Raw genomic sequence first — 24113 nt, 5'->3', positions numbered from 1 at the left:
GGAGCTTTCAACCGCATGCGAGAGACCGGCCGCTCGATCGTGTTTCGCGACGATACCAGCGGACACTGCACCGTCTTTGCCGATCCGCTGGAGATTGTCGTCGCTGATCAGCCCGACGATCTCCGGCCGGCTTTGGCGCGGCTGGAGGCGGCCCATCGATCCGGCAAATGGCTTGCCGGATATCTCTCCTACGAGGCCGGCTATCTGTTCGAGGACAAGCTGAAGCCGCTATTGCCGCAGCGGCGCTCGACGCCGCTCCTCAATTTCGGCGTTTTCGACGCCCCGACCGGCAACGATCATCCGCGGGCAAAGGCGCCATCGCCATCGACCAACGAACCGCCGATCAGCCGAGCCGTCGCCGCCTGGGATCTGGCCGCCTACCAGCAGCGTTTCGATCGGCTGCACCAGCATTTGCGTCAGGGCGACTGTTACCAGGCCAACCTCACCATGCCGATATCAGCCCATTGGCAAGGATCGCCGCAAGAGGTGTTCTGGGCGCTGATCGACCGCCAGCCGGTCAAATACGGCGCGCTGGTCGATCTTGGCGGCCCGGTCATCGTCTCGCGATCGCCGGAACTGTTCTTCGCGGTCGATGAAGACAGGTTCATCGAAACCCATCCGATGAAAGGCACCGCCCGGCGCGGCGCCGATGCGACCGAAGATGCTGAGATCATCGAAGCCCTGAAGGCGGATGAGAAGACGCAGGCCGAAAACCGCATGATCGTCGACCTCTTACGCAACGACATCTCGCGGATCACCGAAACCGGCACCCTGACCGTGCCGCGGCTATTCGATGTCGAGACCTATCCGACCCTCCACCAGATGGTGAGCCATGTCAGGGCCAGATTGCGGCCCGAAATCGGCCTTTCGGATATTTTCGAAGCGCTTTTCCCCTGCGGCTCGATCACCGGCGCGCCGAAAATCCGGGCAATGCAGATCCTGCGCGAGCTGGAGTCGGTGCCGCGCGATATCTATTGCGGCGCCATTGGCTATGTCGCGCCTTCCGGCGCCATGCAATTTTCAGTCGCAATTCGCACGCTCGCTCTTTTCAAAGACGGCCGGGCAGTCTTCAATGTCGGCGGCGGCATCGTCTTTGATTCGACGGTGGAGGCCGAATATGAGGAATGCCTGCTGAAGGCGCGCTTCGCGGTAGGGGATCAATGGATTTCACGCTGATTGAAACCATGCGGTGGGAACCAGAGACCGGCTTTGCCCGGCTCGACCAGCATCTGCGTCGTCTGTCGCGCTCGGCCGACGCGCTGGGCTTTCGCCAGCCCGTCAAGGCGCAGGACGCGCTTAATGATGTTGCAAAGGGAGACCTGCCGTTGCGGGTCCGCTTGACGATGAATTTCCGCGGCAAGGTCGAGGTCACCGCCACCGCCTTCGAGTCGGTCAAGGAGGATTGTCTCTGGCGCCTGCGGATCTCCCGGACACGCATGAAATCCGACGACGCCCTTTATCGCCACAAGACGTCGAAACGCGACCTCTATGAGGCGGCACGCGCCGAATTCCCCAAGGAAGAGGCCGACGAGGTCCTGCTGCTCAACGAGCGTGGCGAACTTTGCGAGGGCACATTTACCAATCTCTTCGTCGAGGACGGCACCGGCATGCTGCTGACGCCGCCGATCACCTGCGGCCTGCTGCCCGGCATCCTGCGGGCGGATCTGATCCGCGAGCGCAAGGTGCGCGCCGAAGTGCTGCGGCCCGAGACTATTACCGGCCGCCGAATGTTCGTCGGCAATAGCCTGCGCGGCCTGATCCGCGCCGAACTCGTCGAGGAAACCGTCGTATGCTGATCCTGTCGCTGACCTACAAGACAAGCAGCGAGGAGGCCGACCGGCACATGGCGCCGCATCTGGCCTGGGTGAAGGAAGGGTACGACCGTGGCTGGTTTCTAGCCTCCGGCCGCAAGGTGCCGCGCACCGGCGGACTGATCCTTGCCAAGGGCGACCGCGCCGAGATCGAAGCCTATGCCGCAGAAGACCCCTTCACCGTGCATGGCGTCGCGGACTACGAGGTCACCGAAGTGGCCTTATCGACGGTGATCGAAGGGCTTGAGGCGCTGAAGGACTGAGGTCTCGGAGCAGCACGGTCACGGCAACCCTTGCTCAATCTTCCAGCGGCGCAGGCGGCTGCGGGCATTGGCATAGGGAGACGCGGTGTTAAGCTGGATCATCCGGCCAAGCGTGTATTTTTCGTACCACGGACCACCATAAAGCCCGTCATTGCTGCATTCGGAAACCATCGAGACAATGCCATCCTTGGCGGCAGCAAGCCGGGCGAGCAATTCCTCGTAGGAGAGCTGCGCATAGTCCTCGTAAAACTTCTGCGCCAGCAGCCCAAGTTCGTTCCATTTGAAACCGGTTTCGGGGAAGTCGACTGGCAGATGATCCCGCTTTAATCTGTACCACTTCAGCACCAATTCGTTCCATCCGATCAGATATGCCATCAGATCCGCCACGCTGATCATCGTACCGGCCCTATGGCCTTCGAGGCTGAGGTCTCGGACCTTCTCCGGCGGAACCGTTTTTAGATCGGCTGCCAGCTTTCGATAGCTCGTATCGATGGCCGACAGTAGCTCGGCTTTTGTCTGCGGGATTGCCATCTTCCACTTCCCGTTCGATTGAATACCTCGACAGCTTAACCGGGCAATCCTGCCTATCGTTCGCGCCAATTGTCGCAGCCATCGTAAGACAATTTTCAGGACACAAGGGGCAGAGGCCTCTTGTGTTGGCCAGCGTTGATGGCGACAAATAGGCTCAAGCCATTCGTCTTCGCCAGTAGGGTCCCCGTGAACATACCGACTTACGCACCATATGACGGCTCCTCGAAACCCTTCACCATCGGCGTGTCCACCCTCGATCCGCACCAATGGGTCGAGACGGATAGCGATCTCGGCCGCTATCTCGACGAGAAGCAGCAACTGGCCGAAACCCACTATGACGATATCGTCCGGGCAGCGCCCGATACGGGCCAAGCCCAGCAGGAATGTCTCGATCTGCTGGTCCAGCACCTGCTCGCCGACCATGCCGGCCATTATCGCCGTACCGGCGACAGGATGGAGATGGCCGGCCACAGCGTCGATCTCTGTGACGAGACCGTGCCGCCGATTGTCAGGGCCGGGTCGTTGATTGCTGACGATCTCGTTCTCCTGCGCAAGAAAGAGGACGGCTGGACGATCGTTGCCGCCCATCTGGCCTTTCCCTCGTCCTGGTCGCTGGCGGAAAAATTCAATCGGCCGATGGATCAGGTCCATGCCACGGTTCCGGGTTTTGAGGGCGGCACCCGCAACGCGCTGCTGGTCAACCGCATCTTCGACAACCTGCAGCCGGCGATCCCCGCCAAGCGCTACAACTGGTCGATCAACTGGACCTATGCGCTCTATCACCCCGTCAGCCTGCGGCCGGTGAGCGATCCCCTGTCGACAGGCCTCTCCGCCGCCAATGCCTTCATCCGGGTGGAGCGCCAGAGCCTGCGCAAGCTGCCGATCTCAGGTGATATCGTCTTCACGATCCGCATCTATCTCGATCCGCTCAGGGCTCTCATCGACCGGCCGGATGGCGGGCTGCTCGCCGCCAAGCTCGCAGACCAGCTGGAATCGCTCACACCCGACCAGGTGAACTACAAGGGCCTGGCCGAAAAGCGCGACGACCTCGTGCGCTGCCTTCGCGACGCCGGCCTTGCGGCAAAAGCCGTGTGATGGGGCGCCCCTTTCATCGGCAATCCGCATAGACCCTTTATTATGTCAGGAATTTATGATCTAGAGCCGACAAATTCGGGAAATCCGAACGCAGACAGACCAAGACCCTATCGTGCGGCGCTGCAACCACGCCCGCACATCTGAAGGAGACAGAGATGACCAAGCAAGCCTATCCGGTTTACGGCGAAATCACCGGTCCGATCGTCATGATTGGCTTCGGTTCGATCGGTCGGGGCACCCTGCCCCTGATCGAGCGCCATTTCAAATTCGACAAGAGCCGGATGGTGGTCATCGACCCGCGCAACGAGGATGCCGAAATCCTTGCCAAGCATGGCATCAAGCACATCCAGGCCCATGTCACCAAAGAGAATTACAAGGATCTCTTGAAGCCACTGCTGACCGAAGGCGAAGGCCAGGGCTTCTGCGTCAACCTCTCGGTCGACACCGGCTCGCTCGACCTGATGAAGCTCTGCCGCAAGCTCGACGTTCTTTATATCGACACGGTCGTCGAGCCCTGGCTCGGCTTCTATTTCGACAAGACCATGAAGAATTCCGAGCGCACCAACTACGCGCTGCGCGAAACCGTTCGCGCCGAGAAGAAGAAGAACCCGGGCGGCGCCACAGCCGTTTCCACCTGCGGGGCAAACCCGGGCATGGTCTCCTGGTTCGTCAAGCAGGCGCTCGTCAATCTGGCCAATGAACTGGGTGTGAAGTTCGAGGAGCCTACCCAGGACGACCGCGAAGGCTGGGCCAAGCTGATGAAGAAGGTCGGCGTCAAGGGCATCCACATTGCCGAGCGTGACACGCAGCTGACCAAGAACCCAAAACCCCTCAACGTGTTCTGGAACACCTGGTCGGTCGAAGGCTTCATCTCCGAAGGCCTGCAGCCTGCCGAACTCGGCTGGGGCACCCATGAAAACTGGATGCCGAAGAACGCCAAGAAGCACAAGAAGGGCTGCAAGGCCGCCATCTATCTCGAGCAGCCCGGCGCCAACACTCGCGTGCGCACCTGGTGCCCGACCCCCGGCCCGCAGTATGGCTTCCTCGTCACCCACAACGAATCCATCTCGATCGCCGATTACTTCACGGTCGAGAAGGACGGCGAAGTCGTCTATCGCCCGACCTGCCATTACGCCTACCACCCGGCCAATGACGCCGTGCTGTCGCTGCACGAAATGTTCGGCAATGGCGGCACGGCCCAGCCGGTCCTGCACGTTCTCGACGAGAACGAACTAGTCGAGGGCATCGACGAACTCGGCGTGCTGCTCTATGGCCACGACAAGAACGCCTATTGGTATGGCTCGCGCCTGTCGCTGGAAGAAACCCGTCGCATCGCGCCCTACCAGAACGCTACCGGCCTGCAGGTGACCTCGGCCGTGCTGGCCGGCATGGTCTGGGCCATCGAGAACCCGAAGGCCGGCATCGTCGAAGCCGACGAGATCGACTACAAGCGCTGCCTGGAAGTGCAGTCGCCCTATCTCGGACCGGTCGAAGGCCATTACACCGACTGGACCCCGCTCGACGGCCGTCCGGGCCTCTTCCCCGAAGACCTCGACACCAAGGATCCCTGGCAGTTCAAGAACATCCTCGTTCGCTGATTTAGCCTTTAGACCCACAAGCCTTTGATGCCCGTCGCCACCCGCGGCGGGCATTTTCTTTTCCCGCCGGAACACATGCCTTCCATGGCCGGATAACTGTTGGCCGAACGGCGCTTGGCCTTGCTTTCACCATGTCTTCGCGGCATGGTTTGGCCAAGAGAATCCATCAGTTTCGGGCCACAGGCCAAAGTCTTGCGATGCGGGAGACGGTTATGAAGATCAAGACCACCATTATTCTGTTGGGCACAGCGCTGGCCCTCTCGGCCTGCAGCTCGACCGGCCCGCGCCCACTGCCGCCAGTGCGCCAGGCCCCGACGGTGGAAGGCGCCTGGGTCGATCCGAACGGCATTGTCTCGAGCTTCCAGGCCGGCACGTTCAGCACGCGCTCGACCGACAACAATGCGCTGCTGGCCTCCGGCACCTATGTTTCGCTGTCGCCGCAGCTGGTGGAAATCAACATGACCTCGCTGGTGCGCAATACCCAGTCCAAGGTCAACTGCGCGATGGTCACGGTCAACCAGCTCAATTGCACCACAGACGCCGGCGCGCAGTTCTCGCTAACGCGCCGCATTTGAGATCATTGCTTGTCCTGTCCCCCAAACGCTCCGACCCTTGATTGCGTCGGAGCGTTGTTTTTTTCTTGAAGTCCCCGGCACTTGATGGAAACATCTGGGGATGTGGGATCGACCTCACGCAATTCATAATAAAGTGGGACGGCGCCTCTGCCGAATGCCCATGCCAACAGGAGAAAAGCGATGTTTAAAACCCTGCGGTTTGGCCTTCTGAGCGCCTCGGCGCTGGCCATCACGGCGAGCGCGGCCTTTGCCGATTTCGAGCTGAATATCCTGCATATCAATGATTTCCATTCGCGCATCGAATCGATCAACAAGACCGATTCGACCTGCTCGGCAGAAGACGAAGCCAAGGCCGCCTGCTTCGGCGGTGCTGCCCGTCTGCTCACCGCCATCAACGAGACCCGCGACGCGCTGAAAGCCGGCGGCAAGAACGTGCTGCTACTCAACGCCGGCGACAATTTTCAGGGCTCGCTGTTCTACACCACCTACAAGGGTTCGGTTGAGGCAGAAGTGCTGAACGCCATGAAGTTCGACGCCATGACCGTTGGCAACCACGAGTTCGACGACAGCGAGGACGGCCTGGCCGGCTTCCTCGACAAGGTGCAGTTCCCGGTCGTCACCGCCAATGTGCTCGCCAGCGTCTCCTCCAAGCTCGGCGACCGCGTCAAGCCGTCGATCGTGCTGGAAGTCGGCGGCCAGAAGATCGGCATCGTCGGCGCCGTCGCCAACGACACGGAAGAACTCGCCTCCCCAGGTCCGAACGTGCTGATTGCCGAGGATGTAGCCACCATCACTGCCGAAGTGGTCAAGCTCAAGGCTGACGGCGTCGACAAGATCATCGCGCTGACCCATGTCGGCTATCCGCGCGACCTGTCGGCCATCGCCAAGATCCCCGATGTCGACGTCGTGGTCGGCGGCCATAGCCACACCCTGCTGTCCAACACCGTCGAAGGTGCCGAAGGCCCCTATCCGACGATGGTCGACAATCCCGGCGGCTACAAGGTGCCTGTGGTGCAGGCCGGCCAGTACAGCAAGTATCTCGGCGACCTCAAGGTCGTCTTCGACGAAGCCGGCACCGTCAAGGAAGCGACCGGCGAACCGATCCTGGTCGACGCAAAGTTCAAGCCGGACGAGACGATCGTCAAGCGCATCGATGAGCTGAAAGCGCCGATCGAGGAACTGAAGAAAAAGATTGTCGGCGCCTCCGACGGCCTGATCCAGGGCGACCGCAAGGTATGCCGCGTCAGGGAATGCGAAATGGGCAACCTCGTTGCCGATGCGCAGCTGAACCGCGTCAAGGATCAGGGCATCACCATCTCGCTTGCCAACGGCGGCGGCCTGCGGGCCTCGATCGATGCCGGCGAAATCACCATGGGCGAAGTGCTGACCGTTCTGCCGTTCCAGAACACCATTGCCACCTTCCAGCTCAAGGGTGCGGATTTGTTGGCGGCGCTCGAGAACGGCGCCAGCCAGATCGACGACGGCGCCGGACGCTTCCTGCAGGTGTCGGGCCTGAAATACACATTCGACCGCTCCAAGCCGGTCGGCAGCCGCATTTCGGCAGTTGAAGTCAAGGAAGGCGGCACCTTCGTCGCCATCGATCCGGCCAAGACCTACGGCATCGTCACCAACAACTATGTGCGCGGCGGCGGCGACGGCTTCAAGATCTTTGCCTCCAAGGCAGAAAACGCCTACGACTTCGGCCCGAACCTCGAACTGGCGCTCGCCGACTATCTGACCGCCAACAACCCTTATAAGCCCTATCTCGACGGCCGCATCACCGACGCGACGCCCGCGACCTATGTACCGCCGGCAAAGGTTGAAGCTGCGGCACCGGCTGCCGCTCCCGCAGCCCCTGCCGCCCCGGCCCCGGCAACAGCCACTCCGGCCGTGAAAACCCCGGAACTGCCGGCCGCCTCCACGACCCTGACGACCGCAGCGCCGACGGTTGAAACCGGCAAGGCTTACACGGTCGTTCGGGGTGACAGCCTCTGGAAGATCGCCACGGAAGTCTACGGTGACGGCCCGATGTGGACCAAGATCGCCAAGGAAAATGCTCTGAAGAATCCCGACCTGATCGAGATCGGCGAAGAGCTGAAGATCCCGGCAAAGTAAGGTCAAACTGTCGCAGTCCTAAAACCGGCTCGGGCTTTCCCGGGCCGGTTTTTCTTTTTAAGTAAAGCAATCCCCGGCAGCCGTTTCGGCGTATCTGCTGTATCGTGCACAAAAATCAGGACCCCGCCCCATGACTGTTGATCAGAGCCACCTTCCAGCCAATCACCCGCCGGTGCGGTTCGGCAAGGTCGGCGTGCTGCTTGTCAATCTCGGCACGCCTGATGGTACCGATTACACATCGATGCGCCGCTATCTGCGCGAATTCCTGTCCGACAAACGGGTGATCGAATGGTCGCGCCTGTTCTGGTATCCGATCCTCTACGGCATCGTGCTCAACACCCGTCCGGGCAAGGTCGGCAAGGCCTATGAGAAGATCTGGAACAAGGATCTCGATGAAAGCTATCTGCGCACCTATACCCGCAACCAGGCGGAACGGATGGCCAAGTCCTTCGGTGATCTGGAAAATGTGCGGGTCGACTGGGCCATGCGCTACGGCCAACCATCGATCGCCTCGAAAATCGAGGAACTACAGAAGGACGGTTGCGAGAAGATTCTGCTCTTCCCGCTCTATCCGCAATATGCCGCAGCAACCACGGCCACCGTCAACGACGAAGCCTTCAAGGCCCTGCTGAAAATGCGCTGGCAGCCGGCACTGCGCACCGTGCCGCAATATGCCGATGATCCGGTCTATATCGAAGCACTGGCCAACTCGATCACGACCCATTTGGCAACTCTCGACTGGGAGCCGGAACTGGTCCTGACCTCGTTCCACGGCATCCCCATGTCCTATTTCCAGAAGGGCGATCCCTATCACTGCCAGTGCTACAAGACCGCCCGTCTGCTGCGCGACAAGCTCGGCTGGGAGAAAGAGCGCCTGATGGTCACCTTCCAGTCCCGTTTCGGGCCAGAGGAATGGCTGCAGCCCTATACCGACAAGACGGTGGAGAAACTCGCCAAGGACGGCGTCAAGCGTATCGCAGTGATCAATCCCGGTTTCGTCTCCGACTGCCTTGAAACGCTGGAGGAAATTGCCGGCGAGGCCGGAGAGATCTTCCATCATGCGGGCGGCGAGAAGTTCACCCATATCCCCTGCCTCAACGACAGCCCCGGCGGCATGGCGGTGTTGGAACATGTCGTCCGACGCGAACTGATGGGCTGGATTTGAGCCAGAAAACGAAAAGGGTGTCGATCCGTGTCGCATAACCTTGCAATCGTCGTGCTAAACCGCCAATTCTGAAGAAGAAACCAAAAAGAGCAGAGCGCCGCTGTCGGCGCCTGTCGATTGCAGGGAGAGCCGACCATGAACCTCGCCGGATTTGATATTGTCGTCATAGCCCTCGTGCTTCTGGTGGTTCTCGTCCTCTTCGCCGGGATCAAGACGGTGCCGCAGGGCTATCGTTACACGATCGAACGCTTCGGGCGTTACACGCGGACGCTGGAGCCGGGCCTCAACCTGATCATCCCCTTCATCGAGAGCATCGGCTCCAAGCTGAATGTCATGGAGCAGGTGCTTGACGTCCCGACCCAGGAGGTCATCACCAAGGACAATGCCAGCGTCTCGGCCGATGCGGTGGCCTTCTACCAGATCCTCAACGCCGCCCAGGCCGCCTATCAGGTCTCCAATCTCGAAAACGCCATCCTCAATCTGACCATGACCAACATACGCTCGGTCATGGGCTCGATGGATCTCGACGAATTGCTGTCCAACCGCGAGGTCATCAACGATCGCCTCCTGCGCGTCGTTGACGAGGCGGTCGGCCCCTGGGGCATCAAGGTCACCCGCGTCGAGATCAAGGACATCCAGCCGCCGAAGGACCTGGTCGATGCCATGGGTCGGCAGATGAAGGCGGAGCGCGAAAAGCGGGCGCTGGTGCTGGAAGCCGAAGGCTTCAGAAACGCGCAGATCCTGCGCGCCGAGGGCGCCAAGCAATCCGCCATCCTGCAGGCCGAAGGCGAGCGCGAGGCCGCCTATCGAGAAGCCGAGGCCCGCGAACGTCTGGCCGAGGCGGAAGCCAATGCGACACGCATGGTGTCGGAAGCGATTGCCGCCGGCGATATCAACGCCATCAACTATTTCGTCGCCCAGAAATACACCGAAGCCATGGCGACGATCGGCTCGGCGCCCAATTCCAAGATCGTGCTGATGCCGATGGAGGCCTCGTCGCTGATCGGCTCGCTCGGCGGCATCGGCGCCATCGCCCGCGAAGTATTCGGCAATCCCTCGACCGGCGAACCACCCAAACCGCGCCCGGCTACAACCACCACTGCCGTACGCACCACGCCGGCCGTCAATCCCTTTGCACCCAATCAGGGGAGCTAAGCCATGCTGACCTGGCTTGCTGTACAACTGGGACCATGGACCTGGTGGCTGCTGGGATTGCTGCTTCTGGCCGCCGAACTGCTCATGCCGGGCGTTTTTCTCGTCTGGATCGGCATCGGCGCCATCGGCACGGGCATGCTGTCGCTTTTGTTCTGGGGAGCGCCGTTCTGGGGCTGGCAGGTGCAGATCCTAGTGTTTGCCGCCCTGGCCGTTCTTGCCATTCTGCTTGGCCGCCGACTGGTGTCGCGCGGCGAGGGCAAGAGCGATGAGCCCTTGCTCAACAAACGTGGCGAAAGCCTGGTCGGCCGCACGGCCACCCTGCAGGAGCCGATGCACGACGGACGCGGCCGAATTCGGCTTGACGACACCTACTGGTCTGTCATGGGACCGGACCTGCCGGCGGGCACCAAGGTGCGGATCGTCTCCAGCACCGGCCGCGACCTGACGGTGGATGTGGCCTGATCAGGCCACGCCGATCCGCAGCAGATCGTGGAAATGCACGATGCCGACGGGAACACCATCATCATCGGCAGCAAACAGGGCCGAAATATTGTGCTGGTTGAGGATCGCCATGGCGCTGGTGGCAAGCGTGTCCACTTCCACCGTCTTGGGATCGCGGGTCATCACGTCCTCGACGTTCATATCAGCCAGATTACGCGACAGGCTGCGGGCAATATCGCCATCGGTGATGATGCCGCACAGTTTGCCGGCTTCATCGACAATGCCGACGCAACCAAACCGCTTGCGTGACAACACGGTGATGGCTTCCGGCATGGAGGTGCCGAACGGCACCAGCGGAATCTCTTCGCCGCGATGCATGATGTCGGAGACATGCGACAGCATGGCCCCAAGCTTGCCACCGGGATGGAAGGTACGGAAATCGAGCGCGGTAAAGCCGCGGGCTTCAAGCAGCGCCAGCGCGATTGCATCGCCCATCGCCATCTGCATCATCGTCGACGTCGTCGGCGCCAGGCCGTGCGGACAGGCTTCCTGTTCCTTGGGCAGCAGCAGAACGATGTCCGCTTCCCGCGCCAGCGTCGAATTCTCACCCGAGGTGATGGCGATCAGAGGAATGGAGAAGCGACGAGAAAAGGAAATCATCCCGTGCAGCTCGGCACTCTCGCCGCTCCACGACATCGCGATGATCGCGTCGTCGCGGGCAATCATGCCGAGATCGCCATGATTGGCTTCGGCCGGATGGATGAAGAAGGCAGGCGTGCCAGTCGAGGCAAAGGTCGCAGCAATCTTGCCGCCGATGTGATGGCTCTTGCCGACGCCCGTCACGATCACACGGCCCGAAATGCTGCCGATGACCTCGACCGCATTGCAGAACGGCCCGGCGAGATACCCGGTCAAAGCCTTTTCGACGGCTTCGAGACCACTTCTTTCGGCAGCGACCGACCGCAATGCGGATTCGATTGCACCAGCGTCAACGAGTTTTACAGCGCGCTTTATCATAGCCGTTCCATACTGCGTTTATATTTCGTTGTCCATTCACCATTCACCACACCCTGTAAGACAAATGGATGAGGAGTCTCATTCCGCCATTATGGACACAGGGCCTGTGTCGCGCCAGCGCAATCTGCGGGCCGGCAACCAAACGTTAACCACATGGCTTTACGTTTGAGTAAGCATTTCAGCACCCGCTCGAGCAAGAACGAATGGCATTGCCCTCAAATACCGGCAGGAAGATGGCCCGCCCGCGGCATAGGACATCTGTTCTTTGCGCACTGGCGGCTGGCGTCCTGTGGCTGCCGCCACTATCCGCCGCCGCGCAAACCCTGTCTGATCCGGGCGATCCGGCTGCATTCGGCTCGCCCTCTTCCGACGATGCAACCGCCACGACCGACGATCTGCAGACCGGTACAATCGCTTCGACACCGACTGTAGCGGCGACCACGCTTGACCCCGACGCAGCGATTGCCGCGGACGCTTTGGACAACGGACGGCAGAACCTACGCGAGTCGACCATCGACGAACTGCGCGGCGGCCGCGATCTCACCGACGACGGCACCGGTATCCGCCTCGGCACGATGATGCTGAAACCGACGTTTTCGCAAGGCCTCGTGACCGAGTCGACCAAAACCGGCAACGAGACGGATCGCAAGTCCTATTGGGATACCGGCCTGAAAGGCACACTGACATCCGATTGGTCGAGCCATGAGTTGACGATCAACGGCCAGGGCAACTGGCGCCGGCACCTGTCCGGCGATGGCAACGACGAACCCACCGCCGCCGTCGACGCCGACCTGCGCCTTGATCTCGCCGATGACATGGCTGCTCGACTGACCGCCGGCTACAGCTTCAGTCATGAAGACACCACCGACCCCAACGCCATCAGCGGCGCATCCGAGCAATCCGGCATCCACCAGTTTTCCGCCGGCGCCGCACTTGAGCGCGATTTCGGTAAGATGCGCGGCTCGGTCGGCGTCAGCTTCGGCCGCTCGCTTTACACGGACGCAGTGCTGTCGGACGGAACCCGTGTCGAACTGTCGGATCGCAATCGTTCCTCGGCGACGCTGAACGCCCGGCTTGGCTATGAAATCTCGCCTGCCCTCATTCCCTTCATCGAAGTGTCTGCCGGCCGCATTCTCTACGACGACAAGCGGGATTCCTCCGGCTATGCCCGCTCGGGCGACCTCTACGCCGCACGCGCCGGCCTGGCCACCGATTTCGGCGAAAAACTACGGGGAGAACTGGGGATCGGCTATGAGAGGATGATGTTCGACGACCAGCGGCTGGACGATCTCGGCGCCGTGACCTTCGACGGCAATCTCGGCTGGTCGCCGCAACGCGGCACGGATGTCACCGTCGGCGTATCGACCTCGATCGAGCCGTCCACTACCGCCGGGCTGAGCGGATCGGTGGCCTATGCGCTGAATGCCAGCGTGGCTCACGAGTTGCGCAGCAATCTGGTCGCCCGGCTTTCGGGCTCCACCACCTGGCGGGATTACCCGACAGAGGGCAGCGAGAGCGAAACTATCGAATATACAGCCGGCGCCGGCCTGACCTACAGCGTCAATCGCCATGTCGATCTGACGGCCGATCTCGGCTACGAACTGACCACCAGCGACACCGCAACCGACACGCAGGTGCTGCGTGCCGGCATCGGTCTTTCGGTGAAGCGATAAGGCCCGACTATTTCAGGGCTGCGAGCAGAGCCTTCAGCGGTTCTTCGATCGTCGGCCGGATATCCGCCCGCTCGATGGCGAAAGCAACGTTGGCCAGGATGAAGCCATCCTTGGCGCCGCAGTCGAAGGTCTGACCCTTGAAATGATAACCGGCAAAGGCCTGATCCCTGGCAAGCTTCAGCATGCCGTCGGTCAGCTGGATCTCGTTGCCGGCGCCACGCTCTTGGGTCTCCAGGATCGAAAAGATCTCCGGCTGCAGGATATAGCGGCCGTTGATGAAGAAGTTGGACGGAGCGGTGCCCTTGGCTGGCTTCTCGACCATTTCGGTGATGCGGAAGCCGCCTTCCAGCGTCTCGCCGACGCCGACGATGCCGTATTTATGGGCCTGGTCGGGCGCGCATTCCTCCACGGCGACAATGTTGCCGCCGGTCTTGTCGTAAAGCTCGACCATGCCCTTCAGGCAGCCCTTGTCGCCGCGCATGATCATGTCGGGCAGCAAAAGCGCGAAAGGCTCGTCGCCGACGATGTCACGGGCGCACCAGACCGCATGTCCAAGGCCCAAAGGCTCCTGCTGGCGCGTGAAGCTTGCCGATCCGGCTTTGGGCAACAGGCCCGAAAGAAGCGACAGCTCGGCATTCTTGTTGCGGGCCCGAAGCGTCTGCTCAAGTTCGAATTGAATATCGAAGTAGTCTTCGATGACCGCCTTGCCGCGGCCCGTGATAAAGACGAAATGCTCGATGCCGGCCTCTGCAGCCTCATCGACGACATATTGGATAACCGGCTTGTCGACGACGGTCAGCATTTCCTTGGGGACGGCCTTGGTCGCCGGCAGGAAGCGGGTTCCAAGCCCTGCGACGGGAAAGACGGCTTTACGGAGTTTCTTTTGTTGTCCCACACATTCCTCCTCGAGGATCTAATCGATTAACGTCTTCATAACGCGGCCCTTTACTAGTATACATTTGCTACGAAATCGCAAAGGTAGTGCTTGGCTCGACCGCGTATGGTAAAGACTTTGTTGACGCAATTGCATTAACCTAGGGTGAACGGCTTTGTTCCGGCCGTCGAACGAACCGTAGAACGAACGGGGAGATGCCCATGACAAGACACCATCCCAGCCTTCTCGGCGCACTGGCCTTGACGATTGCAACGAGCATGATGCCCGCGGCGGCCCATGCCGATGCCGGCTTCAAGAAGTGGATCAACGGATTTTACACCACGGCCGCCAAGAGCGGCATCAGCCAGAAGACCTATACCCAGGCGTTTGCCGGCGTCAGCGAGCCTGATCCCGACGTGCTGGAAAAGGCACGCTACCAGCCCGAATTCAAGTCGCAGATCTGGGATTACCTCGATAGCCGCGTCAATCCCTACACGGTCAAGATCGGCCGAGAGATGCTGACCAAGCATGGTCGCACACTTGCAGCGCTCGAAAAGCACTTCGGCGTCGACAAGCATATCCTGCTCGCCATCTGGTCGATGGAATCCAATTACGGCGCCGTTCTGGAAAAGGACGACCGGCTGCATCATGTGCCGACCGCTCTGGCAACGCTTGCCTATGCCGATCCGAAACGGGCCAAGTTCGCCCGCACGCAGTTGATCGCCGCCTTGAAGATCCTGCAGAACGGCGATGTCAGCGCCAAGGGCCTGACCGGCTCTTGGGCCGGCGCCATGGGCCATACCCAATTCATCCCGACCAGCTACCTGCTTTACGCCGTCGACGCGGATGGCAATGGCCACAAGGACATCTGGAATTCCGTTCCCGATGCACTGGCAACCTCGGCCAACCTACTGGCCAAGAATGGCTGGCAGAGCGGCAAGACCTGGGGTTATGAAGCCGTCGTTCCGGCTGGCGGCAGCAAATATGCCGGCAAGACGCTGACGCTTGGCGAATGGCAGAAGCTCGGCTTCGTGCGTCCCAACGGCAAGGACTTCACGCGGCCCTCGGAGCGCGCCGAACTGAAGATGCTCGGCGGCGCGGGCGGCCCCGGCTTCCTGATGACCAAGAACTTCTTCGTCATCAAGCGCTATAACGCCGCCGATACCTATGCGCTGGGCGTTGGCCTTCTGGCCGACGAGATCGCTGGCTATGGCGGCATGCAGCAGGCCTGGCCGCGCCCCGACGGCACGCTCGACATCAAGGAGAAATTCGAGTTGCAGACGCGCATGAAGGCGCTCGGCTACTACGATGGCGAAGTGGATGGCAATTTCGGGTCCGGTTCCAAGGCTGCCATCACGGCCATCCAGTCGCGGCTGGGAATGAGCACCGATGGCGAGCCGACCCGCAAGCTCCTGGACGCCCTGCGCAATTGACATTTTGAAAGGGTCTTCCCACCTTTTCCAAAATGAGCTTGCACGACGACAGAGAAATGGACGGCTGACACAATGCCGGCAAGACCCGCCAGACATGGCCTGATATGGACGGCATGCATGGCTGTTGCCGTGGCGACGGCCATGCTCATGTCCTGGATGCCGCCGGCCGTGGCGCAGGAGCGTGTCGAACGGCGGACACTGCTGCAATTGCTGTTCGGACGACCAGCACCCCGTCAGCCGGAATATCGGCGCGCGCCAATTCGCCCGCCTGTCCGCGTGCCGCGCGCTGCCAAGAAGACATCGAGCAGCGTCACCACGATCACCACCACCCGCGCCCCGGAGGTCCCGCCACCGCCACCGAAGCTCGGCAGCGCCCAGAAGATCCTCGTCGTCGGCGACTTTCTGGCTGGTGGCATCGGTGAAGGTCTGATCGAGGCCTTCGCGAACGCGCCCGGTACCACGATCGAGATCCGCAGCAACGGCTCGTCGGGCCTGGTTCGCGACGACTACTACAACTGGCCCGCTGAACTGCCTGTCCTGCTGGATGAGATCAAACCGGCCCTGGTCGTGGTGGAGCTTGGCGCCAACGACCGTCAGCAGATGACCACGACGAGCGCGAGGGAGAAATTTCCAACCGACGCCTGGTTCGCGGAATACGAAAAGCGCGTCAACGCCTTCGCGCACCTGGTCGTCGACCGGGACATTCCCCTGCTCTGGGTCGGCATCCCGCCCTTCAAGTCGGCCGGCATGACGGCCGATGTCATCAAGCTGAACGAGGTCTTCCGAAGCACAGCCGAAAAGGTCGGCGGCGAGTTCATCGACATCTGGGACGGCTTTGTCGACCAGGATGGCCGATTCGTGCTGACCGGCTCCGATATCAACGGCCAGCAGGTGCGACTGCGCGGCTCGGACGGCATCAACCTGACGGCTGCCGGCAAGCGCAAGATCGCCTTCTACCTGGAAAAGCCGGCCCGCCGCCATTTGGGCGACATGGCAAGCCCCGGTCTGCTGCGGCTCGATGCCGACAATCTGCCCGAACTGATCAGCCTGCCGCCTTCGGAAATGCGCAATGTCGTCAGGACCCAGCCGATCGGCCTCACCGACCCGGCGCTCGACGGCAGCGCTGAACTGCTCGGCGCCGGCCCGCTGGCGGCCTCGCCCATCCCCTCGCCCCGGGATCAACTGGTGCAGACCGGAATCCTGCCGCTGGCACCGACCGGCCGGGTCGACGACTATCAGATCGGCAGCAAACCACAGCCCTGAACGCAGAACGGCCGCCAGCGGCGACCGTTTGGCCAGGAGATCGGGTGTAGCTCTTACCGCGGCAGGACGGTTGCGCCCATCAGCGCCTCGTCGATGGCGCGGGCCGCCTGACGGCCTTCGCGGATGGCCCAGACCACCAGCGACTGGCCGCGCCTGACGTCACCTGCCACCCAGAGCTTGTCGACCGAAGTCCTGTAGTCGCGATCATTGGCCACGACATTGGTCGAACCGCGATTGTCGACATTGAGCGTCAACTGGCCGTCGAGTTCCTTCAGCACGCTGTCGGTGAACGGGCCGCGGAAACCGATGGCGATGAAGGCGAGATCCGCCTTGATGATGAACTCCGTGCCGGCAATCGGCTTGCGGCGCTCGTCCACCTGGCAGCACTTGACGCCGGTCAGCACATCATCCTCACCGACGAATTCCAGCGTCGCCACCTGGAACTCCCGCACAGCGCCTTCGGCCTGGCTCGACGAGGTGCGCATCTTGGTCGCCCAGAACGGCCAGATGGCCAGCTTGTCTTCGGTCTGCGGCGGACGCGGGCGAATGTCGAGCTGAGTCACCTTGACGGCGCCCTGGCGGAAGGCCGTGCCGACGCAGTCCGATGCGGTGTCGCCACCGCCGACCACGACGATATGCTTGCCGCCGGCCAGGATCGGATCGGAAGGCCAGCCGGCGCTGTCGATGTTCTCGCGGCCGACGCGACGGTTCTGCTGCACCAGATAGGGCATGGCATCGTGCACGCCGTGCAGCTCGACGCCCGGAATTCCGGCCTCGCGCGGGGTTTCCGAGCCGCCGCAGTAAAGCACCGCATCGTAGTCGGCCCGCAGCGTTTCGACCGTGATATCGACTCCGACATTGACGCCGTAATGGAAGGTCACGCCCTCGCCCGTCATCTGCTCGACGCGGCGGTCGATGAAGTTCTTCTCCATCTTGAAATCGGGAATGCCGTAGCGCAGCAAGCCGCCGGCCTTGGTCTCGCGTTCAAAGACATGGACTTCGTGGCCAGCGCGGCCAAGCTGCTGGGCAGCCGCCATGCCGGACGGGCCGGAACCGATGATGGCCACCTTCTTGCCGGTATGCACGGTTGCCGGTTGCGGCACGATGAAGCCGAGTTCATAGGCCTTGTCGGCGATCGCCTGCTCGACGGTCTTGATGGCAACCGGCGCATCTTCCAGGTTCAGCGTGCAGGCTTCCTCGCACGGGGCGGGACAGACGCGGCCGGTGAATTCCGGGAAGTTGTTGGTGGAATGCAGGTTGCGGATCGCCTCTTCCCACTTGTTGTTGTAGACGAGGTCGTTCCAGTCGGGGATCTGGTTATGGACCGGGCAGCCGGTCGGGCCATGGCAATAGGGGATGCCGCAGTCCATGCAGCGGGCAGACTGCTTCTGCACCTCAGCATCCGACATCGGGATGGTGAATTCACGGAAATGACGGATGCGGTCGGACGCCGGCTGGTACTTGCCCACCTGCCGGTCGATTTCCATAAAACCTGTAACCTTGCCCATTTCTAAATCCCTATTCCGTCACCGCACTATCGCAGCCAGTTTTCAACCTTCAATCCCGGCACGCGGGAAAATTCACTCTCGTTGTTCGTCACCAGAATTGCGTCCAGCGCCAGTGCATGAGCGGCGATCCATAGATCGTTCTGCCCGATATTCTTTCCCTGCCTCAGCGCCAGGCGAACTTCCGCATAGCGCTGGTCCGAAGGCAGCGAGAGCGGCGCCACATATAACCGCCGGGTGACGGCCGAGACCTTTTTGGCCAACGCTTCCGACCAGTTTTTCCTTACGCCGTACCAGATCTCTCCATGCGTGATGATGCTGATGAAGACGTTTTCTTCGCCAACTTCGACCAGCCTTTGAAGCACCTTGCCTCTCGGGTCTCGCACGATTGCCGAAACGATGTTGGTGTCGAGCATGAAGCGCATCACAGATCGACTTCTCGCAGAGGTCCGACATCATCCTCTTCAGTAACAAAGTCTTCACCAGCCCACGCATCCGCCTGCTGTAGATAGGCAACCAGCCCCGCTGTCACCCCGGTCCTCATCAGAATTGACCCATCCGGCTGGCGAACCATCACCACACTGTTCCCGTCGAGTTCAATCTCCTTTGGTAAGCGCACCGCCCGACTGCGGCCATTCTTGAAGACACTGACAGTGAAATCGCCGCCTTCCTGCGGCTCTGGTACATGCTTGTTCATATTTCACTCCATCATTGTGATATGCCAGAAGCATATCACAATGATGATAGGAGTAAATCACTCCGCTGCCACGCCCATCTTCATGCGTTCCATGTCCTCGAGCGCACGGCGGTATTCGACCGGCATGACCTTGCGGAACTTCGGACGGTACTCGGCCCAGTTGTCGAGGATCTGCATGGCGCGAGCCGAGCCCGTGTAGTGGAGATGGTTCGAGATCAGCTGGTAGAGGCGTTCCTCGTCATGGCGGGTCATATCGCCCGACACGTCGACGCGGCCCTTGTGCATGAGGTCGCCGCCGTGATGGTGCAGCTTCTCCAGCATGTCGTCCTCTTCCGGAACCGGCTCGAGCTCGACCATGGCCATGTTGCAACGCTGGGCAAAATCGCCCGTCTCGTCCAGCACATAGGCGACACCGCCCGACATGCCGGCGGCAAAGTTGCGGCCGGTTTCGCCCAGAACCACGACGACGCCGCCGGTCATGTATTCGCAACCGTGGTCGCCCGCCCCTTCGACCACCGCGATGGCGCCGGAGTTGCGCACGGCGAAACGTTCGCCGGCGACGCCGCGGAAATAGCACTCGCCGGAGATCGCGCCGTAGAGCACCGTGTTGCCGACGATGATCGAATCCTCGGCGATGATCCGGGTGTTTTCCGGCGGACGGACGATGATACGGCCGCCCGACAGGCCCTTGCCGACATAGTCGTTGCCATCGCCCACAAGATCAAAAGTGATGCCGCGGGCGAGGAACGCGCCGAAGGACTGGCCGGCCGTGCCGTTCAGCGTCACATGGATCGTATCATCCTTCAGGCCCTTGTGGCCGTAGCGCTTGGCAAGCGCGCCCGACAGCATGGCGCCCGCCGAACGGTCGACGTTCTTGATATCGACCTCGAACACGACAGGCTGCTTGCTTTCCAAAGCCGGCATGGCCTTTTCGATCATGCGGCGATCGAGGATGTCGTCGATCGGATGCTTCTGGCGCTCGGTCCAGTAGGTCGCAGCCTTCGGCGCATCGACCTTGTGGAAGATGCGGCTGAAATCGAGACCGCGGGCCTTCCAATGGGCGAGCATGTCGTCCTTCTCCAGAAGCTCGGAAGCGCCGATGATCTCGTCCAGCTTGGTCACGCCAAGCGAGGCAAGGATTTCGCGCACCTCTTCGGCAACGAAGAAGAAGTAGTTGACCACATGTTCCGGCGTGCCCTTGAAGCGCTTGCGCAGCACCGGATCCTGGGTGGCGACACCCACCGGACAGGTGTTGAGATGGCATTTGCGCATCATGATGCAACCGGCTGCAATCAGCGGTGCTGTGGCAAAGCCGAATTCATCGGCCCCGAGCAGCGCACCGACGATGACGTCGCGGCCGGTCTTCAGGCCACCATCGACTTGAAGCGCGATGCGCGAGCGAAGGCCGTTCATCACCAAGGTTTGCTGGGTTTCGGCCAGGCCGATTTCCCAGGGCGAACCGGCATGCTTCAGCGAAGTCAGCGGCGAGGCGCCGGTGCCGCCATCGAAGCCGGCAATGGTGATATGGTCGGCGCGGGCCTTGGCAACGCCGGCGGCGACCGTGCCGACGCCGACTTCCGAGACCAGCTTGACCGAGACATCGGCTTCCGGGTTGACGTTCTTCAGGTCGTAGATCAGCTGCGCCAGATCTTCGATCGAATAGATGTCATGATGCGGCGGCGGCGAGATGAGGCCGACGCCCGGCGTCGAGTGCCGAGTCTTGGCAACGGTTGCATCCACCTTGTGGCCAGGCAGCTGGCCACCCTCGCCGGGCTTGGCGCCCTGCGCCACCTTGATCTGCAGCATGTCGGCATTGACCAGGTATTCGGTCGTCACGCCGAAGCGGCCGGACGCAATCTGCTTGATGGCCGAGCGTTCCGGGTTCGGCGCGCCGTTCAAAAGCGGCAGGTAGCGGTCGGCTTCCTCGCCGCCCTCGCCGGTGTTCGACTTACCGCCGATCCGGTTCATGGCAATCGCCAGCGTCGTATGCGCCTCACGGGAGATCGAACCGAACGACATGGCGCCGGTCGAAAACCGCTTGACGATATCCACCGCCGGTTCGACCTCGTCGATCGAGATCGGCTGGCGGCCAAGAGCCTCTGCGCCCTTGATCTTGAACAGGCCGCGAATGGTGTTCATGCGCAGGCCCGTTTCGTTCACCATGGCGGCGAATTCGCGGTAGCGATCCTGGCTGTTGCCACGCACCGCATGCTGCAGCGAGGCGATCGAATCCGGGCTCCAGGCGTGGTTTTCACCGCGCATGCGATAGGCATATTCGCCGCCGATATCGAGCGTCGTCGCCAGGACCGGATCCTTGCCGAAAGCCGACGAGTGACGGCTGACGGTCTCCTCGGAGATTTCGCTGAGGCCGACCCCTTCGATCGTGGTGGCCGTGCCGAAGAAATACTTGTCCACCAGTTCCGACGACAGGCCGATCGCGTCGAAGATCTGCGCGCCGCAATAGGACTGGTAGGTCGAGATGCCCATCTTGGACATGACCTTCAGGATGCCCTTGCCGACCGCCTTGATGTAGCGATAGACGACTTCGTCTTCCGACACTTCCTTCGGGAACTCGTTGTGCTTGTGCATGTCGAGCAGCGTGTCGAAGGCGAGATAGGGGTTGATGGCCTCGGCGCCATAACCCGCCAGACAGCAGAAGTGATGGATTTCGCGCGGTTCGCCCGATTCCACGACAAGGCCGACCGAGGTGCGCAGGCCCTTGCGGATCAGGTGATGGTGCACGGCAGCGGTTGCCAGCAGCGCCGGGATGGCGATGCGGTCCGGGCCGATCTGGCGGTCCGACAGCACGATGATGTTATAGCCGCCGCGAACCGCTGCTTCGGCCCGCTCGCACAGCCGGTCGAGCATTTCGGGCATGCCTTCGGCGCCGCGCTCCACGTCATAGGTGAAGTCGAGCGTCTTGGTGTCGAAACGGTCCTCGGTGTGGCCGATCGAGCGGATCTTTTCCAGATCGCCATTGGTCAGGATCGGCTGGCGCACTTCCAGACGCTTGGCGTTGGCGGCCCCCTCATGGTCGAGAATGTTGGGGCGCGGGCCGATGAACGACACCAGGCTCATGACCAGTTCCTCGCGGATCGGATCGATCGGCGGGTTGGTGACCTGGGCAAAGTTCTGCTTGAAATAGGTGTAGAGCAGCTTCGACTTCGACGACATGGCCGAGATCGGTGTGTCGGTGCCCATCGAGCCAATCGCTTCCTGGCCTGTGGTGGCCATTGGCGACATCAGGATCTTGGTGTCCTCGGTCGTGTAGCCGAAAGCCTGCTGGCGATCGAGCAGCGACACGTCGCGGCGCAGCGCCCGCGGCTCCACCGGCTTCAGGTCTTCAAGGATCAGCTGGGTGCGATCGAGCCACTTGCGATAGGGATGGCTGCCCGCCAGGTCCGACTTCACTTCCTCGTCGGAAACGATGCGGCCCTTCTCCATGTCTATCAGCAGCATCTTGCCCGGCTGCAGGCGCCACTTCTTGACGATCCGCTCTTCCGGCACCGGCAGCGTGCCGGCTTCCGAAGCAAGAATGACGCGGTCGTCGTCGGTGACGAGATAGCGGGCCGGACGCAGGCCGTTGCGGTCGAGCGTCGCGCCGATCTGTTTGCCATCGGTGAAGGCAACGGCGGCCGGTCCGTCCCATGGTTCCATGAGGGCCGCATGATATTCGTAGAATGCCTTGCGCTCCGGGCTCATCGACTGGTTGCCGGCCCAGGCTTCGGGGATCAGCATCATCACCGCATGGGCCATGGAGTAGCCGCCACGCAGCAGGAATTCCAGCGCGTTGTCGAAACAGGCCGTGTCGGACTGGCCCTCGTAGGAGATCGGCCAGAGCTTGGAGATATCCGAACCGAACAGCGGCGAAGAGACCGAGGCCTGGCGGGCCGCCATCCAGTTGACGTTGCCGCGCAGCGTGTTGATTTCGCCGTTATGGGCGACCATGCGATAGGGATGCGCCAGCTTCCACGATGGGAAGGTGTTGGTCGAGAAGCGCTGGTGCACGAGCGCCACGGCCGATTCGAAGCGCGGATCGCTGAGGTCCTTGTAGTATGCGCCCACCTGATAGGCGAGGAACATACCCTTGTAGACAATGGTCGAGGACGACAGGGAAACCGGATAGAAACCGGTATCCTCGCCCTTGTACTGATCATAGATGCGGTTGGAGATCACCTTGCGCAGCAGGAACAGCCGGCGCTCGAAGGCGTCCGGCGTATCGGCATCGCGGCCGATGCCGATGAAGACCTGGATATGGCGCGGTTCGGTCGCGGCGATATGCGGCGCCTTGGACAGCGAGGAATTGTCGACCGGCACGTCGCGAAAACCGATCAGCTGCTGGCCTTCGCTAGCCACCACCTCGGCGATCACCTGCTTGAAATGGGCGACCTGCGTTTCGTCCTGCGGGAAGAAGAAATGGCCGACGGCATATTCGCCGGCCTTCGGCAGGACGATACCCTGGCTTGCCATTTCCTCGCGGAAGAAACGATCGGGGATCTGCACCAGAATGCCAGCACCGTCGCCCATCAGCGGATCGGCGCCAACAGCGCCGCGATGGGTAAGGTTTTCCAGGATGAACAGGCCGTCCTTGACGATCTGGTGCGACTTCTGGCCCTTCATATGGGCGATGAAGCCGACGCCACAGGCATCGTGCTCGTTCTTCGGATCATAAAGACCCTGACGGGCCGGAAGGCCGTATTTGGGCGAGAGCCGACCGGCACGGGTTTCGGCCGCGCCCACGGCAGCATGCTCGAATGCGTCAGATGGCGTCACTTTCGACATCGTCTTCCCTCCAGTTGAACCCTTCGCGGGCCTTTGCGCAGTTTTAGCCGACAGATCATGACGTCGGCGCAACAGGGTCTGATCATGGCAGCCAGGCTAAGCCTTGCGACGTTGGCAGGC

The 24113-nt window shown here is 61.5% G+C and carries 20 protein-coding genes; 13 read left to right on the top strand and 7 right to left on the bottom strand.

Translation table 11 applies throughout. The features are described 5' to 3' along the window. The first annotated feature begins 15 nt into the window (after positions 1-15). From HFC70_RS03995 to HFC70_RS03985, 3 genes are read left to right on the top strand one after another with little or no spacing between them, the layout of a single operon-like run. Positions 16-1176 carry an aminodeoxychorismate synthase component I gene (locus tag HFC70_RS03995; RefSeq protein ID WP_168471918.1) on the top strand — a complete coding sequence of 387 codons (1161 nt, stop codon included), beginning with the start codon at positions 16-18 and terminating at the stop codon, positions 1174-1176. Further along, on the top strand, positions 1161-1796 hold the full coding sequence (locus HFC70_RS03990) for an aminotransferase class IV family protein (RefSeq protein ID WP_168471917.1): 636 nt from the start codon (positions 1161-1163) through the stop codon (positions 1794-1796). Before HFC70_RS03995 ends, HFC70_RS03990 begins: the two co-directional genes overlap by 16 nt. Then, complete coding sequence (locus HFC70_RS03985) at positions 1790-2074, top strand: YciI family protein (RefSeq protein ID WP_168471916.1); 285 nt, start codon at positions 1790-1792, stop codon at positions 2072-2074. The genes HFC70_RS03990 and HFC70_RS03985 overlap by 7 nt, the downstream gene beginning before the upstream one ends. A gap of 18 nt (positions 2075-2092) precedes the next feature. Here HFC70_RS03985 and HFC70_RS03980 read toward each other — a convergent pair whose 3' ends face one another. Beyond that, entirely contained in the window at positions 2093-2605 is a 513-nt protein-coding gene (locus HFC70_RS03980; RefSeq protein ID WP_168471915.1) for a ClbS/DfsB family four-helix bundle protein, read from the bottom strand. Between the two features lie 186 nt (positions 2606-2791). Here HFC70_RS03980 and HFC70_RS03975 point away from each other — a divergent pair, with 186 nt between their 5' ends. The 7 genes from HFC70_RS03975 (at position 2792) to HFC70_RS03945 (ending at position 10770) form a co-directional block, all read left to right on the top strand. Further along, complete coding sequence (locus HFC70_RS03975; protein WP_168471914.1) at positions 2792-3700, top strand: DUF3445 domain-containing protein; 909 nt, start codon at positions 2792-2794, stop codon at positions 3698-3700. Positions 3701-3855: 155 nt separating this feature from the next. Beyond that, positions 3856-5298: a homospermidine synthase gene (locus HFC70_RS03970; protein ID WP_168471913.1), complete on the top strand. Its 1443-nt coding sequence runs from the start codon at positions 3856-3858 to the stop codon at positions 5296-5298. 212 nt (positions 5299-5510) lie between these two features. After that, positions 5511-5873 carry an outer membrane lipoprotein Omp10 gene (omp10, locus tag HFC70_RS03965; RefSeq protein WP_168471912.1) on the top strand — a complete coding sequence of 121 codons (363 nt, stop codon included), beginning with the start codon at positions 5511-5513 and terminating at the stop codon, positions 5871-5873. 180 nt (positions 5874-6053) lie between these two features. Then, entirely contained in the window at positions 6054-7988 is a 1935-nt protein-coding gene (locus HFC70_RS03960) for a 5'-nucleotidase C-terminal domain-containing protein (RefSeq protein WP_168471911.1), read from the top strand. Between the two features lie 130 nt (positions 7989-8118). Continuing rightward, on the top strand, positions 8119-9153 hold the full coding sequence (hemH, locus tag HFC70_RS03955; protein WP_168471910.1) for a ferrochelatase: 1035 nt from the start codon (positions 8119-8121) through the stop codon (positions 9151-9153). A gap of 135 nt (positions 9154-9288) precedes the next feature. Next, entirely contained in the window at positions 9289-10308 is a 1020-nt protein-coding gene (locus HFC70_RS03950) for an SPFH domain-containing protein (protein WP_168471909.1), read from the top strand. Between the two features lie 3 nt (positions 10309-10311). After that, on the top strand, positions 10312-10770 hold the full coding sequence (locus HFC70_RS03945) for an NfeD family protein (RefSeq protein WP_168471908.1): 459 nt from the start codon (positions 10312-10314) through the stop codon (positions 10768-10770). Here the strand turns inward: HFC70_RS03945 and HFC70_RS03940 are convergent, their stop codons facing one another. Beyond that, the gene (locus HFC70_RS03940) at positions 10771-11766 is read right to left on the bottom strand and encodes an SIS domain-containing protein (RefSeq protein WP_168471907.1); all 996 of its coding nucleotides are present in this window, start codon (positions 11764-11766) and stop codon (positions 10771-10773) included. A gap of 203 nt (positions 11767-11969) precedes the next feature. Between HFC70_RS03940 and HFC70_RS03935 the strand changes: the two genes are divergently transcribed. Next, entirely contained in the window at positions 11970-13439 is a 1470-nt protein-coding gene (locus HFC70_RS03935) for an outer membrane beta-barrel protein (protein WP_168471906.1), read from the top strand. Positions 13440-13446: 7 nt separating this feature from the next. Here HFC70_RS03935 and galU read toward each other — a convergent pair whose 3' ends face one another. After that, complete coding sequence (gene galU / locus HFC70_RS03930; protein WP_168471905.1) at positions 13447-14334, bottom strand: UTP--glucose-1-phosphate uridylyltransferase GalU; 888 nt, start codon at positions 14332-14334, stop codon at positions 13447-13449. 200 nt (positions 14335-14534) lie between these two features. Between galU and HFC70_RS03925 the strand changes: the two genes are divergently transcribed. Beyond that, complete coding sequence (locus tag HFC70_RS03925) at positions 14535-15746, top strand: lytic murein transglycosylase (RefSeq protein WP_168471904.1); 1212 nt, start codon at positions 14535-14537, stop codon at positions 15744-15746. A 117-nt stretch (positions 15747-15863) separates the two neighbouring features. Next, positions 15864-17009, top strand: a complete 1146-nt coding sequence (locus HFC70_RS03920; RefSeq protein ID WP_246735643.1) for a DUF459 domain-containing protein — start codon at positions 15864-15866, stop codon at positions 17007-17009. A gap of 53 nt (positions 17010-17062) precedes the next feature. On the opposite strand, the gene HFC70_RS03915 is transcribed toward HFC70_RS03920, so the two are convergent. From HFC70_RS03915 to gltB, 4 genes are read right to left on the bottom strand one after another with little or no spacing between them, the layout of a single operon-like run. Then, on the bottom strand, positions 17063-18517 hold the full coding sequence (locus HFC70_RS03915; RefSeq protein ID WP_168471902.1) for a glutamate synthase subunit beta: 1455 nt from the start codon (positions 18515-18517) through the stop codon (positions 17063-17065). 26 nt (positions 18518-18543) lie between these two features. Further along, positions 18544-18939 (bottom strand): type II toxin-antitoxin system VapC family toxin, encoded by a 396-nt coding sequence (locus HFC70_RS03910; protein ID WP_168471901.1) that lies wholly within the window; start codon positions 18937-18939, stop codon positions 18544-18546. Next, the gene (locus HFC70_RS03905; protein WP_168471900.1) at positions 18939-19211 is read right to left on the bottom strand and encodes an antitoxin; all 273 of its coding nucleotides are present in this window, start codon (positions 19209-19211) and stop codon (positions 18939-18941) included. Before HFC70_RS03905 ends, HFC70_RS03910 begins: the two co-directional genes overlap by 1 nt. Before the next feature lie 57 nt (positions 19212-19268). Continuing rightward, the gene (gltB, locus tag HFC70_RS03900; RefSeq protein WP_168471899.1) at positions 19269-23993 is read right to left on the bottom strand and encodes a glutamate synthase large subunit; all 4725 of its coding nucleotides are present in this window, start codon (positions 23991-23993) and stop codon (positions 19269-19271) included. Positions 23994-24113 lie beyond the last annotated feature (120 nt).

The sequence above is a fragment of the Agrobacterium sp. a22-2 genome, assembly GCF_012276985.1.
GTDB lineage: Bacteria > Pseudomonadota > Alphaproteobacteria > Rhizobiales > Rhizobiaceae > Allorhizobium.
This window is presented reverse-complemented; position numbering and strand designations above follow the sequence as displayed.

Coding starts and splice junctions, on each gene's coding strand:
- HFC70_RS03995 (WP_168471918.1), top strand. CDS start 16: ATGCGAGAGACCGGCCGCTCGATCGTGTTTCGCGACGATACCAGCGGA.
- HFC70_RS03990 (WP_168471917.1), top strand. CDS start 1,161: ATGGATTTCACGCTGATTGAAACCATGCGGTGGGAACCAGAGACCGGC.
- HFC70_RS03985 (WP_168471916.1), top strand. CDS start 1,790: ATGCTGATCCTGTCGCTGACCTACAAGACAAGCAGCGAGGAGGCCGAC.
- HFC70_RS03980 (WP_168471915.1), bottom strand. CDS start 2,605: ATGGCAATCCCGCAGACAAAAGCCGAGCTACTGTCGGCCATCGATACG.
- HFC70_RS03970 (WP_168471913.1), top strand. CDS start 3,856: ATGACCAAGCAAGCCTATCCGGTTTACGGCGAAATCACCGGTCCGATC.
- omp10 (WP_168471912.1), top strand. CDS start 5,511: ATGAAGATCAAGACCACCATTATTCTGTTGGGCACAGCGCTGGCCCTC.
- HFC70_RS03960 (WP_168471911.1), top strand. CDS start 6,054: ATGTTTAAAACCCTGCGGTTTGGCCTTCTGAGCGCCTCGGCGCTGGCC.
- hemH (WP_168471910.1), top strand. CDS start 8,119: ATGACTGTTGATCAGAGCCACCTTCCAGCCAATCACCCGCCGGTGCGG.
- HFC70_RS03950 (WP_168471909.1), top strand. CDS start 9,289: ATGAACCTCGCCGGATTTGATATTGTCGTCATAGCCCTCGTGCTTCTG.
- HFC70_RS03945 (WP_168471908.1), top strand. CDS start 10,312: ATGCTGACCTGGCTTGCTGTACAACTGGGACCATGGACCTGGTGGCTG.
- HFC70_RS03940 (WP_168471907.1), bottom strand. CDS start 11,766: ATGATAAAGCGCGCTGTAAAACTCGTTGACGCTGGTGCAATCGAATCC.
- HFC70_RS03935 (WP_168471906.1), top strand. CDS start 11,970: ATGGCATTGCCCTCAAATACCGGCAGGAAGATGGCCCGCCCGCGGCAT.
- HFC70_RS03925 (WP_168471904.1), top strand. CDS start 14,535: ATGACAAGACACCATCCCAGCCTTCTCGGCGCACTGGCCTTGACGATT.
- HFC70_RS03920 (WP_246735643.1), top strand. CDS start 15,864: ATGGCTGTTGCCGTGGCGACGGCCATGCTCATGTCCTGGATGCCGCCG.
- HFC70_RS03915 (WP_168471902.1), bottom strand. CDS start 18,517: ATGGGCAAGGTTACAGGTTTTATGGAAATCGACCGGCAGGTGGGCAAG.
- HFC70_RS03910 (WP_168471901.1), bottom strand. CDS start 18,939: ATGCGCTTCATGCTCGACACCAACATCGTTTCGGCAATCGTGCGAGAC.
- HFC70_RS03905 (WP_168471900.1), bottom strand. CDS start 19,211: ATGAACAAGCATGTACCAGAGCCGCAGGAAGGCGGCGATTTCACTGTC.
- gltB (WP_168471899.1), bottom strand. CDS start 23,993: ATGTCGAAAGTGACGCCATCTGACGCATTCGAGCATGCTGCCGTGGGC.